Source organism: Halorubrum sp. CGM4_25_10-8A (assembly GCF_005435025.1).
GTDB classification, from domain to species: Archaea; Halobacteriota; Halobacteria; order Halobacteriales; family Haloferacaceae; genus Halorubrum; species Halorubrum ezzemoulense.
The window spans coordinates 43,647-60,794 of sequence record NZ_SGTX01000010.1; the positions used below are offsets into that span (position 1 = coordinate 43,647).

15 protein-coding genes are annotated in these 17,148 nt (G+C 69.0%); 4 read left to right on the forward strand and 11 right to left on the reverse strand.

Going from position 1 to position 17,148, the window contains the following annotated elements:
- Positions 1-17: 17 nt before the first annotated feature.
- The gene (locus tag EXE52_RS11620) at positions 18-533 is read right to left on the reverse strand and encodes a hypothetical protein (protein WP_086219613.1); all 516 of its coding nucleotides are present in this window, start codon (positions 531-533) and stop codon (positions 18-20) included.
- Positions 534-754: 221 nt separating this feature from the next.
- Here EXE52_RS11620 and EXE52_RS11625 point away from each other — a divergent pair, with 221 nt between their 5' ends.
- The 3 genes from EXE52_RS11625 (at position 755) to EXE52_RS11635 (ending at position 4,058) form a co-directional block, all read left to right on the forward strand.
- Complete coding sequence (locus tag EXE52_RS11625; protein WP_049929494.1) at positions 755-2,680, forward strand: beta-CASP ribonuclease aCPSF1; 1,926 nt, start codon at positions 755-757, stop codon at positions 2,678-2,680.
- A gap of 362 nt (positions 2,681-3,042) precedes the next feature.
- Complete coding sequence (locus EXE52_RS11630) at positions 3,043-3,423, forward strand: methylglyoxal synthase (RefSeq protein WP_049929493.1); 381 nt, start codon at positions 3,043-3,045, stop codon at positions 3,421-3,423.
- Positions 3,424-3,470: 47 nt separating this feature from the next.
- Positions 3,471-4,058 (forward strand): hypothetical protein, encoded by a 588-nt coding sequence (locus tag EXE52_RS11635; RefSeq protein WP_089307623.1) that lies wholly within the window; start codon positions 3,471-3,473, stop codon positions 4,056-4,058.
- Between the two features lie 7 nt (positions 4,059-4,065).
- Here the strand turns inward: EXE52_RS11635 and EXE52_RS11640 are convergent, their stop codons facing one another.
- The 3 genes from EXE52_RS11640 to EXE52_RS11650 form a co-directional block, all read right to left on the reverse strand.
- A complete protein-coding gene (locus tag EXE52_RS11640) occupies positions 4,066-4,596 on the reverse strand; it encodes a hypothetical protein (protein WP_089307622.1) in 531 nt (176 codons plus the stop codon).
- A 71-nt stretch (positions 4,597-4,667) separates the two neighbouring features.
- On the reverse strand, positions 4,668-4,988 hold the full coding sequence (locus EXE52_RS11645) for a transcription factor S (RefSeq protein ID WP_049929490.1): 321 nt from the start codon (positions 4,986-4,988) through the stop codon (positions 4,668-4,670).
- Between the two features lie 123 nt (positions 4,989-5,111).
- The gene (locus EXE52_RS11650) at positions 5,112-5,906 is read right to left on the reverse strand and encodes an alanyl-tRNA editing protein (RefSeq protein WP_086216495.1); all 795 of its coding nucleotides are present in this window, start codon (positions 5,904-5,906) and stop codon (positions 5,112-5,114) included.
- A 154-nt stretch (positions 5,907-6,060) separates the two neighbouring features.
- On the opposite strand from EXE52_RS11650, the gene EXE52_RS11655 reads away from it, so the two are divergent.
- Positions 6,061-7,890: a hypothetical protein gene (locus tag EXE52_RS11655; protein ID WP_089307621.1), complete on the forward strand. Its 1,830-nt coding sequence runs from the start codon at positions 6,061-6,063 to the stop codon at positions 7,888-7,890.
- Positions 7,891-7,926: 36 nt separating this feature from the next.
- Here the strand turns inward: EXE52_RS11655 and EXE52_RS11660 are convergent, their stop codons facing one another.
- The 7 genes from EXE52_RS11660 to EXE52_RS11690 are packed head-to-tail and all read right to left on the reverse strand — an operon-like array spanning position 7,927 to position 17,116.
- Positions 7,927-8,688, reverse strand: coding sequence for a hypothetical protein (locus EXE52_RS11660; RefSeq protein WP_089307620.1), 762 nt, complete (start codon positions 8,686-8,688; stop codon positions 7,927-7,929).
- Positions 8,685-9,170 carry a hypothetical protein gene (locus tag EXE52_RS11665; RefSeq protein ID WP_089308081.1) on the reverse strand — a complete coding sequence of 162 codons (486 nt, stop codon included), beginning with the start codon at positions 9,168-9,170 and terminating at the stop codon, positions 8,685-8,687. Before EXE52_RS11665 ends, EXE52_RS11660 begins: the two co-directional genes overlap by 4 nt.
- A complete protein-coding gene (locus EXE52_RS11670) occupies positions 9,163-10,149 on the reverse strand; it encodes a hypothetical protein (protein WP_089307619.1) in 987 nt (328 codons plus the stop codon). The genes EXE52_RS11665 and EXE52_RS11670 overlap by 8 nt, the downstream gene beginning before the upstream one ends.
- Entirely contained in the window at positions 10,137-10,748 is a 612-nt protein-coding gene (locus EXE52_RS11675) for a hypothetical protein (RefSeq protein WP_089307618.1), read from the reverse strand. The genes EXE52_RS11670 and EXE52_RS11675 overlap by 13 nt, the downstream gene beginning before the upstream one ends.
- A 1-nt stretch (position 10,749) precedes the next feature.
- Complete coding sequence (locus EXE52_RS11680; RefSeq protein ID WP_089307617.1) at positions 10,750-11,277, reverse strand: hypothetical protein; 528 nt, start codon at positions 11,275-11,277, stop codon at positions 10,750-10,752.
- A complete protein-coding gene (locus EXE52_RS11685) occupies positions 11,267-13,303 on the reverse strand; it encodes a type II secretion system F family protein (protein WP_086220380.1) in 2,037 nt (678 codons plus the stop codon). Before EXE52_RS11685 ends, EXE52_RS11680 begins: the two co-directional genes overlap by 11 nt.
- 27 nt (positions 13,304-13,330) lie before the next feature.
- Positions 13,331-17,116: an ATPase, T2SS/T4P/T4SS family gene (locus EXE52_RS11690; protein WP_089307616.1), complete on the reverse strand. Its 3,786-nt coding sequence runs from the start codon at positions 17,114-17,116 to the stop codon at positions 13,331-13,333.
- Positions 17,117-17,148: the final 32 nt, after the last annotated feature.

The window sequence follows — 17,148 nt, forward strand, 5'->3', positions numbered from 1 at the left end:
CGAGCGGCGGCGGCGGGTCACCCGTCCGCGTCGACCGCGAACGGGCTCTCCCCCTCCCGCCAGTTCCAGCCGGGGAGCCGCGTCTGGAACCCCGCCGCGAGCGCGGCGTCGAGGTCGTCGGCGCCGGCCGTTCCGGCGCCGGCCCCGTCCGCCTCGGCCGCCGCGTCGCGGTCCACGTGCGTGTCCGCGACGTGGAACGTCGCCTGCGCGAGCAGCGAGAGGGGACGGCCGCCGGCGATCGTCGCCGCCAGCTCGCGCCCGAGGACCTCGTCGACGACGAAGCCCGGGTAGTCGCCCGCCACGTCGAGGTCGCGGAGGAGCCCGACGCAGGCCGCGACGTTGACCGCGACCTCGCCGTCGGCGAAGACGGCGTCGACCTCGCGGCGGTAGGCGTCTGGCGCCACCTCGTCCACCGTCGTCTCGAACCGTCGACCGAGGCGGTCGCGGGTGTCGTTGAGGACCGGGACGACGACGTCGGCGCGGTCGCGGACCCAGGCGTGTTCGTCGCGGACCGTCTGCGGCGTGACGCGCATGGGCGGCGTTCGGCCGCCCGGGGCTTGCCCTTTGCGAAGGCTTTTATAACGGCGGGGCAGTAGCCTGAGACAAGCGGGTTTTCGCTGGCTGTTCCCGCACGGAACACTACGGACAGTACTTCCACTATGCCTACCCGTCACGGTCGACCGATCGGCGGCGTGTCGCGGCGCGACCCGCGGCGCGATTCGACGACGGCGGCCCCGACGACCCGCAGTGAGATATGAGTCAAGTCGACAAGCAACTCGATACGTTGAAATCAGAGATCGAACAGGAGATTCCGAACGACATCACGGTCACCGACGTGAAATACGAGGGACCGGAGCTGGTCGTGTACACGCGCGACCCCAAGCGGTTCGCCGGCGACGGCGACCTGATCCGACGGCTGGCCTCGAAGCTCCGAAAGCGGATCACGGTCCGCCCGGACCCGAGCGCCCTCTCGCCGCCGGCGCGGGCAGAAGACGAGGTCCGGGACGTGATCCCGGAAGAGGCCGGCGTGACAGACCTCGACTTCCACGAGGACACCGGCGAGGTCGTCATCGAGGCCGAGAAGCCCGGCATGGTGATCGGCCGCCGGGGCTCGACGCTCCGCGAGATCACCCAGGAGGTCGGGTGGACCCCAGAGGTCGTTCGGACGCCGCCGATAGAGTCCTCGACCGTCTCGAACGTCCGCGGCTTCCTGAAGAACGAGCGCGAGGAGCGCCGCGACATCCTCGAACGGGTCGGCCGGCAGATCCACCGCGAGGAGATGTCCGACGACGAGTGGGTCCGGATCACGACGCTCGGCTGCTGCCGCGAGGTCGGCCGGGCGGCATTCATCCTCTCGACGCCCGAGACCCGGATCCTCATCGACTGCGGCGACAAGCCCGGCGCGGAGGGCGAGGTGCCGTACCTCCAAGTGCCCGAAGCGCTCGGCGCGGGCGCGGCGACCCTCGACGCGGTCATCCTGACCCACGCCCACCTCGACCACTCCGCGCTGGTCCCGCTCCTGTTCAAGTACGGCTACGACGGCCCCATCTACACGACGGAGCCGACCCGCGACCTGATGGGGCTGCTCACGCTCGATTACCTCGACGTCGCCGCGAAGGACGGGCGGACGCCGCCGTACGAGTCCGCACAGGTCCGCGACGCGATCAAACACACCATCCCGCTGGAGTACGGCGACGTGACGGATGTCGCCCCGGACGTGAAGCTCACGTTCCACAACGCGGGCCACATCCTCGGCAGCGCGGTCACCCACTTCCACATCGGCGACGGCCTCTACAACGTCGCGTTCTCGGGCGACATCCACTACGAGGATACCCGCCTGTTCAACGGCGCGGTCAACGATTTCCCACGCGTGGAGACGCTCGTGCTTGAGTCCACCTACGGCGGCCGCAACGACTACCAGACCGACCAGGAGGACTCCGAGGAGGCGCTCAAGGAGGTCATCAACGAGACGTACGAGCAGGGCGGGAAGGTCGTCATCCCCGCCTTCGCGGTCGGGCGCTCACAGGAGATCATGCTCGTCTTAGAGGAGGCGATGCGCGAGGGTGAGATCCCCGAGATGCCCGTCCACCTCGACGGGATGATCTGGGAGGCGACCGCGATCCACACCACATACCCCGAGTACCTCCGCGACGACCTCCGAGACCGCATCTTCCACGAGGACGAGAACCCGTTCCTCGCCGACCAGTTCAACCACATCGACGCCGGTGAGGAGGAGCGGCAGGAGGTCGCCGACGGAGACGAGTGTATCGTCATCTCTACCTCGGGGATGATCGAGGGCGGGCCCATCATGTCGTGGCTCCGCCACATCGGCCCCGACCCGGACTCGAACCTCGTCTTCGTCGGCTACCAGGCGCAGGGAACGCTCGGGCGCCGGATCCAGAACGGCTGGGACGAGATCCCGGTCGACGGCTGGGGCGGCGGGAGCCGCGGCGACACGCTCACGCTGGAGATGGGCACCGAGGTCGTCGACGGCTTCTCCGGCCACGCCGACCGGCAGGGGTTAGAGAACTTCGTGAAGACGATGAACCCCCGCCCGGAGAAGGTGCTGTGCGTCCACGGCGACGAGAGTTCCGTCCAGGACCTCTCCTCGTCGCTGTACCACGACTACAACATGCGGACGTTCGCGCCGAAGAACCTGGAGACGTTCCGGTTCAAGTAGGCGCGCGGCGAGGGGCGCGAGCGTATTCGGGGACAGCCGGAGGGCGGACGCGCTCCGCCTCCCGCGTATGTGAGTAGTTCCGGGCGACATCGACGCGGCGCCGGGACTCGGCGGTCTCGTCCACCTGCTGTTGATCGCGTGGGTGTGCGTGACGATCGCGGGCGCGATGCCGCAGTTCGTCCCGGTGTGGTCGGGGACGACGCTCGCGGACGGAGCGCCGGTCCCGGCGGTCGCCGGCGCGTAGCCGGTGACGCTCGGTCGTTCCGGCGCGGGTCGGACGGCCAGCGGCGGGGACGGCCCGCGGCGGGGACGGTTCGGGCGACGAGGCCAGCGCTTAAGCGACGCCCCCGCGACTCCCCTGTATGCGCCTCGCGCTCATCGCTCACGACGAGCTGAAAGACGAGATGGTCGCGTTCGTCGAGTCGCACACCGACGCCCTCGGCGAGTGCGAACTGGTGACCACCGGGACGACCGGAAAGCGGATCGCGGAGGCCACGGGCCTCTCCGTGAACCGGCAGGCCTCCGGTCCCTTCGGCGGCGACCTCCAGATCGGCGGGATGATAGCGGGCGACCAGATCGACGGGGTCGTCTTCCTCCGCGACCCGCTGACCGCGCAGGCGCACGAGCCGGACATCTCGGCGCTGCTGCGGGTCTGCGACGTGAAGGACGTACCGCTGGCGACGAACGTCGCGTCCGCGGAGATGCTCGTCGACGGGCTGCTCGGCGGCGATTCTCTCGACTGATACCGCCGACCGCGGAGATTTAACCCGGCCGAACCAAGGGTCGACAGATGACTCGCCCCGCAGGAACCCGCGTCCGCGCCCTCGCGTTCGCGTTGCTGCTCCTCCTCGCGACCGTCGGCGCCGGCGCGGCCGCGGGCCAGCCCGCGGTGTCGGAGCACGCCGCAGGGTCGGAAACGGTCGTTCGCTTGGCGGCGGCGGGCGCCCACGCGTCGGTCGCGGGGGCCGCGGGCGGTCCGGGGACCGTCGGCGCCGAAGCAAACGCGAGCGGGAGTCGGGTCGGCCCGATCACGCGGTGTTTCGCCGGAACGGGGTACCCGATCGCGATCGGCGGCGACGAGGGGAGCGCGACGATGGAGACGGTGATCCACCTCTCCGTACTCACCGACCCCGCCGCGGGCAACGAGTTCGGCGTCGAGACCGCCGGGCGACTCGGCGGCGAACCGATCGTGACGCTCGCCGCGGGCGTGCGACTGACCGCGCGGCAGGCGATCGCTGACGGAGACCCGTTCGCGGCGTTCGACGTGCTGTACACCTACGAGCTACGGTTCCCGATGTTCACCGGGTCGGTGGGCGACGCCGACTACGAGGACGACGGATCGCCGATCGGTTCGAGCGCCGGCGCGGTCGACTGCTGACGGGTCCCTACCGCTCGACCGCGTCGTCGTCCGGGGGACGAACCCCGCGGACGAGCGACAACACCTCCCGTCGGGTCGCCTCGAAGTCGTCACCGCTCGGGTACGCGCCGCCCGCCAGCAGGTACTCTCCGGCCTCCCACACCGCGAGCAGCGCCTCCACCGAGACGCGTTCGCCGTCGACCTCGCAGCGCCCGTGGGACACGGTGAGCGTCGCGCGCGACGCGTCCGGATCGTCGACGTCGATGCGTCGCTCGTCGCGCCGCGCGAGGTCGGTGATGTCCCGCTCGGCGAGGCGGTCGCGGAACCCCTCGCTGGCCCGCGACTCGACGAGCCGCGTGAGCGCCGGGTTCGGTCCGGTCTCCGGCGAGACGCGGAGTCGACTCGCGAAGAGGAACGGCCGCGGCGGCGGGGTCTCGCGCTCGTAGCGCGCCGTGCCCGCGGTGACCGAGACCGGTCCCGCCTCGAAGGGGCGCTCCGTCGCCTCCGCGACGAGCGTCCAGCCGTCGAGGCGGTCGCGGGGGACGACCGGTGGCTCCATGGACTCGTATCTCTCCGGACGGGAATAAAACGGACGGGCAGCGGGAGGCGGTCAGAGGGTCGAAGAGCCGGTCAGTGGTCGTCTTCGCGCCACTTGTGTTCGCACTCGGTACAGACGAAGAACCGGGTCTCCGACTCGTCGGCCGCGCGGATCTGCTGCATGTACCAGTACGCCTGATCGTTGTCGCACTCGGGACACTGCGCGGTCGTCGTCGGGAGCCCCTTGTCCTCGGCGTCGCTCACGTCGACGATCTCGGACTCGACCTGCGACTGGGTCGTCCACTCGTCGTCGCCGTCCTCGCGCCCGATCTCGTACCCGCAGGAGTCGCACACCCAGTGGTCCTCGCCCGCGCCGGATTTCATCATGGATCCGCACTCGTCGCAGAACTTCATGCCCGAACCTACCGCGGATCGTATATAAACGGCGGGATCGCAGACGGACGCCGGGTGGAGGCGTTGGCGAGCGCCGGGAAGAGTCGCGGGCGGACGCCGACCGGGCCGCCGGCGTCTCCCCCGTCATTCCACGTCGACGTGTTCGGCGAGCGCGAAGCGGACGCGCTCCTCCTCGGGCCCCTTCGTCTCTCGACCGGTGACGACGACCTCGCCGATGTCGGACGTGTTCGCGACGTGCGTCCCCGCGCAGGCGGTGCGGTCGTACGGCTCGTCGCCCTCGTCCGCGCCAGCTATCTCGACGATCCGGAGCTCCTCGATCGAGTCGGGGAGGAGGTCGATCCGCGTCCGGTCGGTGTCGAGCGTCGCCTCCGCGGTCTCGCGGTCCATCGTGTAGCTCGACACCGGTCGCGCGTCGGCGACGAGCTCGTTGAGCCGCGCCTCGATCCGGTCGAGGTCGTCGTCGGTGAACCGCTCGTAGGCCGCGTCGAGACGCGCCCGGTCGGCGTACAGCTGGTTCCCGGTCGTCTGCGCGTCGAACTCGTCGAGCAGCAGCGCCGACAGCAGGTGCTGTGCGGTGTGGTACCGCGAGTGCGCCACGCGGCGGTCGGCGTCGATCTCGCAGGTTACGTCGGTTCCCGGCTCCGGGAGCGCGGGTGCCTCGTCCGAACTACCGGCGTCTCCGGTCGGTTCGACCTCGTGGTGGACCGTGTCCGCCATCTCGGTGTCGACGACGCGCCATGGAGCGTCCCCGTCGCCGTCGGTCGCCCGGATCGTCCCGGTGTCGTGCGGTTGCCCGCCGCCGGTCGGGTAGAAGTGGGTCCGGTCGAGGACGATCCGGGCCGGGTCCGAGAGGACGCGCTCGACTGTCGCCTCGAACGTCGTCACCGCGTCGTCCGCGAGGTAGAGTCGCTCGGTCACGGATACAGGAAGGGTCGCCGCCGAGATATATCCACGGCTCTCCGCGGCGGCCACCGAGCGCGACCGCGGGGCGTCCGCGGACGCCCCCGTCTCGGCTATCGAGACTGATAGCCGAGAGTCCACGCTTATGCGTGCGCGAGTGCGAGGGCCGAGTATGAACGGGGGAGCGGGCGGCGCAGCGGCCGAGCGCGCGCAGAGCGAGGTGCTCGGCACCGTGTTGCTGTTGGGACTGACCGTCGCGGTCGTCGGCACCACGGTCGCGCTCGGCGGCGCCGCGCTCGACGACTCCCAACAGACCGCGGACCTCCAGCGCGTCGAGGGCGCGATGACGCAGTTAGACTCCAAGGCGAGCCTCGTCGCGCACGGCGGGTCGCCGTCGCAGCGCGCACGGGTGGATGTCGGCCGGGGCGCGGACCTCCGCGTCGACGAGGACGCAGGGTGGTTAGAGATCGAGGTGAGCGGCGGGGCGAACGGGACGTACACCAACCGGACGTCGCTCGGCGCGATTGTCTACGAGCGCGGCGGCGAGACCGTCGCGTACCAGGGCGGCGGCGTGTGGCGCTCGACCGGTGGCCGCTCCGAGATGGTGTCGCCGCCCGAGTTCCACTACCGCGGAACCGACGGGCCGGAGACGCTCACGCTCCCACTGGTGACGATCGAGAAGGGTTCGGCGGGGCTGAGCGAGACGGTTCAGATCAGCGAGAGCGCGACCGACGCCCGGCCGGTGTTCCCGAACACCGACTACGGGAACCCGCTCGCCGACAGCAACGTGACCGTCGAGATCACGGTTCAAAGCGAGTACGCCGACGCGTGGGGTCGGTTCTTCGAGTCGCGGACGAGCGCGTCGGTGACTGATCTCACGGACGACCGGGTGCGGATCGAGCTGCGGACGGCGACCGTCCACCCGACGCTCAGCGCGAGCGTCTCGGCGACGGGGCGTGCGGAGCTCCGGATGGGCGACATCGACTGGCTCTACGCCGACAGCTACAACTCGACGAACGGGACCTACAGCTCCCAGCCGCCCGGCGAGAACGCGAGCGTCCAGACCCGCGGCGAATTCGCGCTCACGAGGGGGGGTGGCGGGAACACGGAGAGGATCAAGATTCGCGGGAACCTCACGGCCGAGTCGTTCAACATCCCGCCCGGTCAGTCTGACAAGCTGAACGTTACCAATAAAAGTACGGAGACGGCGTTCGACGAGCTCGCGCCGGTCGAAGGCGGGATCAGACAGCGCATCGCCGGCGTGCGAAACCGAAGCCTCGCTGACACCGCGCCAAAACAGTCGACTGGCATCGATCTGTCCGGCGACGAGACGGCGGTGATAGACGAGACCACGTACGTCGACGGCGACGTCTCCCTCTCCGATCGGGCGACGCTCAGCGTCACCGACGGCGCGACGCTCCACGTCGCCGGGGAGCTGACCGGCGACGGGTCAGAGAGCCGGATCGAGCTCGACACGTCGAGCGGGAACATCACCGTCTTGGTGGACGAAGCGGTCGACCTCAGCGGAAACAACACGATCAGGGCCGCCGGGAACGGTCGAGCGACGCTGTACGTCGACGACTCGATCAGCCTTCGGGACACGGCCGCGGTGACGACGGTAAACGACACCCGGATCGACATCCACAACACCGGCAGGATCGATCTGACCGGGAGCGTGAACATCGCCGCCGACCGCGACGTGGCGAGCAACCTCTGGCTGTATTCGAGCGGGGACGATGTCGACATGGAGGGCGGCCAAAACGACGCCGAGCGTATCCGGTTCACCGGCGTCTTCTACGCCCCGCAAAGCGAAGTGACGCTGAAAGACCGGATGGAAATCAACGGTTCGTTCACCTTTAGGCGGTTCTCCTTCGAGGATGGCTACATCGAGATCCACTACGACGAGGCGCTGCGAACGCGGCGGCCGTTCAACGGCGAGACGGTCCCCGTCGTGAGCTACCTCCACGTCTCCAAGCACGGCGTGGTCGTCGAGTCCGGCTGAGTCCCGCGACCGCTGTCCGGCGCGCTCAACGCCCGGTCAGTCGGAGAACTCGACGCGGGCGGTCGTTCGGTGAACGACGAACCGATCGTAGTCGTCCGCCGCGAACGTCACGGTGAGGTCTGCGGGGCCGCTCATGTTCGTCGTCACCCCGTCGAAGCCGTCGTAGTACCGCTTCCAGACCGTCGCCTGCGTGGAGTTGATAGCGAGCGTGACGTTCTGGTCGGCGGTCCGATCGTCTATCGCCACCTCGCGGTCCGTGCGTTCGGCGACGACGAGGACCGTCCGGTCGCCGCTCACCGACTCCGCCGGGGGGCTGAGCCCGTACAGCGAGTAGACAATCGTGTCCCCGACAAGCAGGTCCGGTTCCTTAACCATCACGCCGTCGTTGCCCTCCATCCGGAAGACCGCGCCGTTCTCGTAGACGATCCGGGTGTCGCCGGCACCGTAGTACGTGATCGATCCGCCCTCGACTATCGCCGTCTCCGTGCCGGTGTCGTTGAGCCGGAACTCTGAGACCCGGTCGAACGCGAGCCGCCCACCGCCGAGCCGGAGTTCGGTCGCCCGGCTCGGTACGCCGTCCCGGCCGATGTCGTTGAAGTTGTCGTGGAGGACGTCGAACGCGCGCTCGACGTTGTCGTCGCGCTCCGCGAGCTGGGCGTCCTCCAGCCCCCCGAGGCCGACGGTGAACGTGACGGCGATGGTGGACGTGATCAGCGCGAACACCAGCACGAACCCGACGGTCTCGCTGACGCCGCGGTCGGCGGTCAGGAAGGCCGCCCCGCGATCTGCCCCCGTCATCGCTCGCTCACCACCACTTCGCCGTTGTCGCCGCCGGCCGGGTCCCACCAGATGCGGAGATCGCCGCCGGCGACGGTCGTGTTCCGGACGTCGACGGCATCGCTCGTGCGGAACGGGACCTCGACGGTCGCGTCGGTGCGGTCGCTTTCGAGCGCGAGCGTCCCCCGGGTGTCGCCGGCGCGCACGCGTATCCGATAGACGGTGCCGGCCGCCCTGTCGGGAAGCGTCAGCGATCGGTTGACCGTGAGTTCTCCCCGGGCCGACGCGCTCGCCGCGAGCCGGTCGACGGTGCCCAAGTCGGCCGCGACTCGCTCGCCGACGACCGTGAGTTCGCCCTGCGCCGCGCGCTCGCGCTGCGTCTCGACGAACGAGCCGCCCGCGACGAACAGGCCCGAGAGCAGCAGCGTCGATATGGCGAGCGTCATGACGTATCCGACGGTGACGGACACGGCGCGGTCCGTCCCGCCCGGGCCCTCACGCATCGCGCTCACCCGGCGCGAGCCGGACCTCCTCGCCGTAGGTCAATTCGGGCGTCCGGTGACGGATCTCGACATTGACCCTGTATAGCGCGTCGGCGACGTACGGCCGCGAGGACCAGTCCGAGGCCGTGTCGTCGGGGTCGTCGATGACGAAGCTGTACGTTCCGAACGCTTCGTCGCCGTTCCGGTATCGGATGTCATAGGTATCGTTCCCGTTCTGTACCCCCTCGGCCCAGACGAGTTGGGAGAATCGATCGCCGTCGACCGTCCCGGCGGTCAGGTCGATCGTGACGTTCGCCCCCGTTTCGTGCGGGAACCGCTTCGAGACGTTTGTGGTGCCGTTGCCGGTCCCGTTGCTCACCGTGACGTTGATGGCGTCGGGCGCGTCGTTCGACAGCGTCACCGACCAGTTCGCGCCCGGCCGCTCGGTCACGACCGCGAACGCGCCGGACTCGTCGTTCGAGACGCGCGTCGAGTCAACCGTCAACTGGTAGTCTCGGGTTTGGTTGACGTCGCTGGCGACGGTCCAGTCCGGGGTCGTCCCGCTGCGGTTAGTCATGTTGCGGAGTCCGGTGCTCGTTTCGTTCTGAAAAATCAGGGTACCGGGTTTCGTGCCCGTGACGGTCACGTCGGCTATCACCCCGTCACGGGCGCGGAGGTCGGCGACCGTTCGGGCATACGTCGCGACGCGCGCGTCGAACTCGTCGCCAACGTCGCCGGCGCTCGCGTTGCGGTGCTCGCGGTGCATGATCTCGATGAGATCCTCGGTGACCCCGTCGCGGAACTCGATCGCCTCCGCGCCGCCGGCGTCGGCGCCACGGGTCGCGAGGTTCTCGGTGTAGATGACGGTGTTCAACAGGAGGACGACGGCGACGAACAGGACCGCGAGCGTCAGCCCCGTGATGAGGATGATCTGCGCCCGGTCCTCGACGCTGTCGGCGTCCTCGCGGCCGTCGCGGCGGAAGAGACTCACATCTGCCATGCGGTGATTCGCACCTCCACGACCGTGTACAGGACCTCACCGGTCCCGTCCGCCGGGGCGGCGAAGTACCCCTCGTTGGAGCCGTTCTTCGCGAGTTCGTACTGGTCGTCGGCGCCGAACCGATCGTCGCCGTACAGCGCCACGCGGATGCTGGCCGTCGCCGCGTTGTCGGTCGGCGACCCCATGTCGACCATCTCGACGTCCGTCGTCCTGTTGCCGCCGTCTGCTGGATAGTACACGTCGATGTCGAACGCGACCTGGCGCTCGCCGAACGCCTCCGTCAGCGGGTCGTGGAGCGGGTGCGTCTCCGGCGGCACGCCCGCGTAGATACCGTCGTCGCCCCCGCCGACGAAGCTCCCGTTGTCGTAGTAGAGCAGCGCGGCCGTCAGGTTCCCGCTCTCCTCGGTCGTCGCCAACAGGTCCTGAGCGGCGATCGACGCCTGGTTCTCGACGTGCTGGTTCGACGTGCTCGCCGACAGCGGCGTGACGGCGGTCGCCTGCGTCGCGAAGATGAGGCCGGTGACCAACAGCAGCGCCGCCGTGAACGCCTCCAGCGTATGGGCCTGCCCGCGGTCGTCCGGGAAGTGTTCAACGAACATCTCACCACACCCGGAGCGTGAGCCGGTAGGTCTGCGCCCCCTCCGGGTCGTTGGGGTCGTCAATGGCGACGATACGGCTCGCGGCGGAGACGCTCTCGCCCCGCGGCGGCGCGGGGCCGGCGCGCATGTGGGCGCTCGCGGCGCCCGATCCGATCGACTCCACGGTCCCGTTCCGCGTCACGGTGAGGTTGAGCCCGCGGACCTCGTCGACGCCGAGTTCGGCGTGGAGGTCGTCCGCGTTCGCCGTCCAGTCGCAGCCGAACGTATCCGCCGCCGTCGCCGGGTCCGTCCCGTTGAAGAACGCGACCGTACAGGCGTGCGACAGCGTCGCCGTCGACCCGGCGCCGACGAGCGACGACTCCGCGAGCCGCGCGGCGCCGCGCTCGGCGACGATGACGGTCGCGCCCTCACCGACGGCGTACGGCTCCAGAAGCGACGGGACGAACGCGAACGTGAACCCGACCGCGACGAGAAACACCGACATCCCGACGACGAAGTCGAGGACCGTCTGCGCGCGGTCATCCGACATAGATCCACACCCCCAGCGCCAGCGTCATCAGGACCACGGCGTACTTGACGCCGGAGACGAGCTCCGCGTCGCGGATGTAGCCACTGATGAACCCCGAGAGGATCGCCTGGATCGTCACCGCGTGGAAGAAGAGCATCGAGAGCACGTCCGGGTCGACGCCGCCGCCGCCGCCGAACCCCGCCCCGCCGGCGCTCCCGCCGCCGTCGCTCTGGGAGACCAGATCGCCCATCACGTCGATGAACTGGGTCTGGAGAATGGCCATCACGCCAAGCAGGGTGATGTACGTCATCACGATGATCGCCACCTGCATCCGGGTGCGCGACTTGCGCTCGCGCTCGATATCGTCCTGGTTCTCCGAGGCCTGCGCGGCCGTCGTCAGCACGTCCGTGATCTGCGAGGAGGCCTCCTGCGCCTCGGCGATCAGCTTCACCGTCCGGGCGAGCCGGGGCACCGCGTACGAGTTGTTGAACTCCACTAAGGCGTCGCGCAGGCTCATGCCGTAGTTCACCTTCGCGTGGATCACCTCGAACTCCTCCGCGAGCTTCCCGGTCGACGTGTCCGAGACCGTGCGCACGGATTCGAGCAGCGTCTGCCCGGTGTCGTTCGCGGAAGAGAGCTTCCGGAGCGTCTCCGAGAGCTTCCCGGTCACCGCCCGCCGCGAGCGCTGGTGCCACTCGTAGAATACCCCGAGCGGGATCATCACGACGTAGGCGGGCACGTAGAGCCAGACGAACGCCGACCACACCGGCCGGGCGATCCAACCGTCGACCGTCGTCGGCGCCGAGCCGGCGGCGACCGCGACGCCGACCAATGCGAGCGCCGCCGGCACGGTCAACGCGAGGGTGTACAGCGGGTTCTCGCGCAGAAAGATGTGCGGCGCCGAGAGGATCTCCCTCGTCTTGTGGGTCCCCTCGCGGTCGCGAATGCGGTCGAAGACCCCGAAGCTCCCGACGAACGACTCCACGAGCCCGAAGTGGAGCAGCCCCTCCCGACTCGTCTGCCGGAGCCGCTCGCTCCCGCCGTCGGGCTGGAGGTAACCGTCGCCCGGGTCGTCCTGTTTCACCGTCGAGACCAAGACGAGGAAGCCGACGCCGACGAGCGGGATGAGCAGGTACACCGTGACGTACAGGAGCCGGTCGTCGGCCTCGCCCATCATCCCCATGATGACGAGGATGATGATGAGGAGGAGCGGGAACAGGGAGAGCGTCATGTACATCTCGCCGAACAGCTCCAGTGTCTCTAAGGTCATCTCGCGCTCCTGTTTCGACGTGCGGAGGTGTTTCTCCTTTTTGTCCTTCAGGAAGCCCTCCATGTCGCCGCCGGAGTTGACGATAGAGAGCATGTCGGCGAGGAACTGCGAGAGCTCGTCGGAGGGGGTCTCCAGCGACTGCTGGCGGATCGCGTTTCGGTAGTCGGTCCCGAAGTACTCCGTCTCGTTGACGATGCTCTGGAACTCGCGGGACACCTCCCCGTAGGTGTCCTCGGCGGTCGCCATCGCGCGGAGGATCTCGAGCTGGTTGAGCCCGCCGACCGATAGCGCGTACATGAACGACACCGAATCCGCGAGCAGGAGGTTGATCTCGCGCTTCCGCGAGGAGGCCCGCGAGTACGGGACCGCGACGAGTCCCCCGAATCCCACCGCGAAGCCGATCGAGCCGAAGACGAGCCCGCTGAGAAGCACGGCCGTCGGCACGACGAGCGAGCGCAGCGTCGCCTGAACGCCCGGCGTCGGCGCGGGGATCCCGAGCGAGAGCGCCTCCGGATCGATCAGCCCGAGCGAGAACACGCCGTAGCCGACCAGCGTGCCGAGCGCCCAGAGCGCCCCGCCGACGAGGAGGCCGACGGCCAGCGCCAGCGAGACGTACATCTCGACCTGGTCCGGCATCCGCGCCTCCGCCAGCTTGCGCTCCACGTCCGCGACGAAGTCGCCGTCGGCGTCGAACAGCAGCTCGAATATCGGGTAACACAGCTCTGCGAGCACGTTCGCGTCCACGCCGCCGTCGCCCGCGTCCACGTCGAGGCTCACGGCTCGGCCCTCGCGACGGACACGGCGCTACCCCTCCTCCGCGGGCTCGACGGCGCCGAACCCCCAGTCGTCGATGTCGTCGGTCGCCGCGCCGTCGGCGTCGTCGGCTGAGGCGCTCTCCGCGTCGTCGGACTCCGACTCACGGTCATCGGAGTCCGCCTCGCCGCCGGAACCGACCGCGCCGCCGTCGGCCTCCGCGTCGGCGGTCTCGTCCGTTTCGGGGTCGGCGGCGCTGAACCCCTCGCCCACGTCGGTCGACGCGTCCCCCTCGGACCGCGCCGACGGGGCCGAGAGTACGTCGACCCCGTCATCGAACGGCTCGCCGAAGTCGATGTCCCCCGGCGCGCCGGAGCCGTCGTCGGCGGGAGCGGCGCTCGCTTCTGGAGTCCGTTCGAAATCGGCGTGACTCGGGTCGGTAGGCGGCTCCGGCGAGGAGTCGGCGGCGGGGTCGGGGTCCGTCTCCACGGGATCGCTTCGGCCCGAGTCCGAGCCGCTCGGCGCTCCGTCGGCCGCGGTCGCCTCCGTGGCCGCCTCGACGAGCGCCTCGCGGTCGCCCGTCGACTCTGCCTCGATGTCGCGGGCGTGGTCCATCTCGAGGAGCGCGTCCGCGACGGAGTCCGGCACGTCGCCCCGATAGGTCTCGAACAGGTCCTCGGCCGCGTCGAGTATCTCCGCGGCCTCCTTCTCGCCGGCCGCGTCCGGCGTCGGACGGGGGACCAGCTTCTCTTTCTCGCGGTCGACGTTGATGAGCACCGACTCCATCTCGCGGAGGTCCTCCAGCGACCGCTCCAGCTCGTCGTTGGCCATCAGCGCCAGCACCGTCTCCGGGTCGTTGATGAACGCCTGAAACGTCGCCGCCACCTGCGCGTAGCTGTTGAGTCCGCGGTCGATGAGGTACGCCAACACGACCCGACGTTTGCGAAGCTCCTCGTCTAGCATCGCCCGACTCCAACCGCGGTCGAACATGATGTCTTCGAGCGTGTTCGAGTCGCCCATCTGGAGGAACTCGTCCGTCTCTGCCTGCCACTGGAACACGTCTTGGACGTTGATCTCGTCGTTTTCGGCGTCGTAGTGGTTGATCTCGGTGATCGACTTGTTCCGGCGCACCTTCTTGCCCTGAACGCGGGTGGAGGTCTGGATGGAGACCAGGTCCAGCGCCGTGAACATCGTCTTCGAGACGTTGATCGGGTCGGTGGTGAACCGCTTGAGCACCTCGCCCACGGAGTCGGCGTGGAACGTCGTGTAGGTGGTGTGCCCCGTGGACATCACCTGGAAGGCGGTCCGCCCCTCTTCGCCGCGAATCTCGCCCATCACGATGTAGTCCGGTCGCTGCCGGAGCGCGGCCTCCAGCAGGTCGAACTCGTCGATGTCGCCCTTGTCGTCGTCGGAGAAGGAGGGACGGGTGACGGAGGCGATCCAGTTGCGCTGGGGGAGCTCTACCTCGCGAGTGTCCTCGATGGAGACGATCTTCGCGTTCGAGGGAATAAAGAGGGAGACGGCGTTCAGACTCGTCGTCTTCCCGGAGGCGGTACCGCCGGCGAAGATCAGGCTCTTGTGGTTCTCGATCGAGAGCCAGAGGAACGCCATCTCGTCGAGCGAGAAGGTCTTCCAGTTGATCAGGTCGATCGGGGTGAACGGGACGTCGTTGAACTGGCGGATCGTGTAGTTGGTCCCGTGGTCGGAGACTTCGCTCCCGAGCGTGAGCTGCGCGCGCGAGCCGTCCGGGAGGGTGGCGTCTACCTGTGGCCGGCGCTTCGAGATCCCCTTTCCTGACCGCTGGGCGAGCTTCACCACGAAGTCGTCCAGCTCGTCGGTGCCGTGGTGGACGTTCGAGATGATCTGCTCGTACTCGGAGTGGTAGACGAAGACGGGGGAGTTGTAGCCGTCACAGGAGATGTCCTCGACGTTGATGTCGTACTTGATCGGGTCGATGCGCTCGTAGCCGACGAAGTCCCGCTTGAGGTAGTACAACAGCTTCTCGACCTGGTGCGCCGAGAGGGTCCGGGCGTCCTCCGCGAGGACGGCCGGCTCGGGGCGGGCGCTGATCTCCGGCGGGTTCGCCGGCGACTCGACCGGGGGCTCGTACCCCAGTGACTCCGCGATCCGCCCGGCGATCCCCTCTGTCGGGTCGATGCCGAACCGGTCGACCAGCGTGTCCGCGATCCCCCGCTCGTCGCCTTCGTCCTCGTAGAGCCCGTAGCGGTCGAGCAGCGTGCGCGCCTCCTCGACTATCACCTCCTCGCGGAACGACTCGTCGCCGCCGGCGATCGACTCGTCGGCGTACTTGATCGAGGTCCGGAGCTTGCCGGTGAGGAACTCCGTGAGGTCCGCCTCGATCTCGGTCCGGTACGGCTGGACGACGTAGTACTTCGCCTCGTTCTCCTTCCGCGACCGGAAGACGATGACGAACGCGTACGGCTTGTTCACCCAGTAGCGCTCCTCCTCGCGGAAGTGCGTCTTCTTCTGTATCGGCACCGCCTTCTCCAGGTCGTACCGGTTCGTCAGGGTGGTGTGACCCCCGTCGGTCGAGAAGAAGGCGTCCTCGTCGAGATCCGGGTTGACGTCGACGGTGCGCTCGTCGACGAGGTCCGCGAGGTCGGCCGCGGCCTCGCCGCCCGCGCCGAGTAGCTCCTCCGTGCGGTCGGGGTCGAAACCCAAGGCCTCCGTCTTGTCCTCGTGGGTGAACGACAGCGGCTCGTCCTCTCCCTCCTCGTTCTCCTCGGTCGGCCGGTTCCCGTCCTCGTCGAGGAAGAACTCCTCGCGGTAGTCGTCCCAGGTGTAGTACCCTTTCAACACGGGGACGGAGTAGGGGTCGTAACGGGCCGCGCACAGGTCCCAGAGGGCGTCGCCGACCGCCGCGGCGGCGCGGAAGCGGTAGTCCGTCTCACTCGGGTCGAAGCCGAGCAGCGTCGCCGGATCGAACGCGACTCGGTCCCACTCCTCGGGGGTCGGCGGGCGGGACGGGACCGACTCGACATCGGCTCCATGCGCAACGACGACGCCGGAGACGCCCTCGCGACCGACCGACCGGTCGAAGACGGTTCGTGGGATCGGTTCCGCGGCCGCTGCGGTCTCGGCACCGGGACTCGATGTCGCCTCCACGCCGTCGCGTTCGTCCTCGAAGGAGAACGTCGCGTCGTCCGGGTCGGCGTCGGCATCGACCCCCTCTCTTTCTGCGTCGTCGGTGCCGTCGCCGCCTCTCCCGTCGCCGTTGGCACCGTCTCTCTCGCCTTCGGTCTCGTCCTCACCCGCGGCGGCTGCGGGCGGGGTCACCCGCCGATCGCCGGTCGGCACGACGGTGGCACCGCTAAGAACGACCGCGTCGGGACCGACGACGAGCGTCCCTCGATCCGGAGTGCCGTGTCCGGGAACGGCCGTCTCGCCGTCCGCCGCGAACGGCTCGTCGACCCCGGCAGTTCGGATAACCCCGTCGACGCCGTCCGGCAGGTGGAGGGCGACGGCGTCCGCCGGGACTACCGGCGCGTCCGGCACGTCCGCGTACACCCGCGCCGCTGCGTCCTCGTCCCCGCGATCAGCGAGCAGCGTCCGCCACGTGTACCGGTCGGTGACGACCGGCGAGCAGTCGTTCGGTCCGTCCCCCTCCTCGAAAATCACGTTCTCGAACGCTCGGTCGTCCGTTTCGTCTGTTTCGTCCGCATCGCCCGTCTCGTCCGTCGATACCTCCTCAGCGCCTCGCGTCTCCGGTTCGGCAGGGTCCGCGTCCGAATCGGCTGACCCGGACCCGTCGGACGCCGATCGACCGCCCCCGGTGTCAGATTGGAGGGCGGATCGTTCGACATCCTCGTCGCTCATAGTTCCGGGAACGCGCGGTCCGTTGAAAAAGG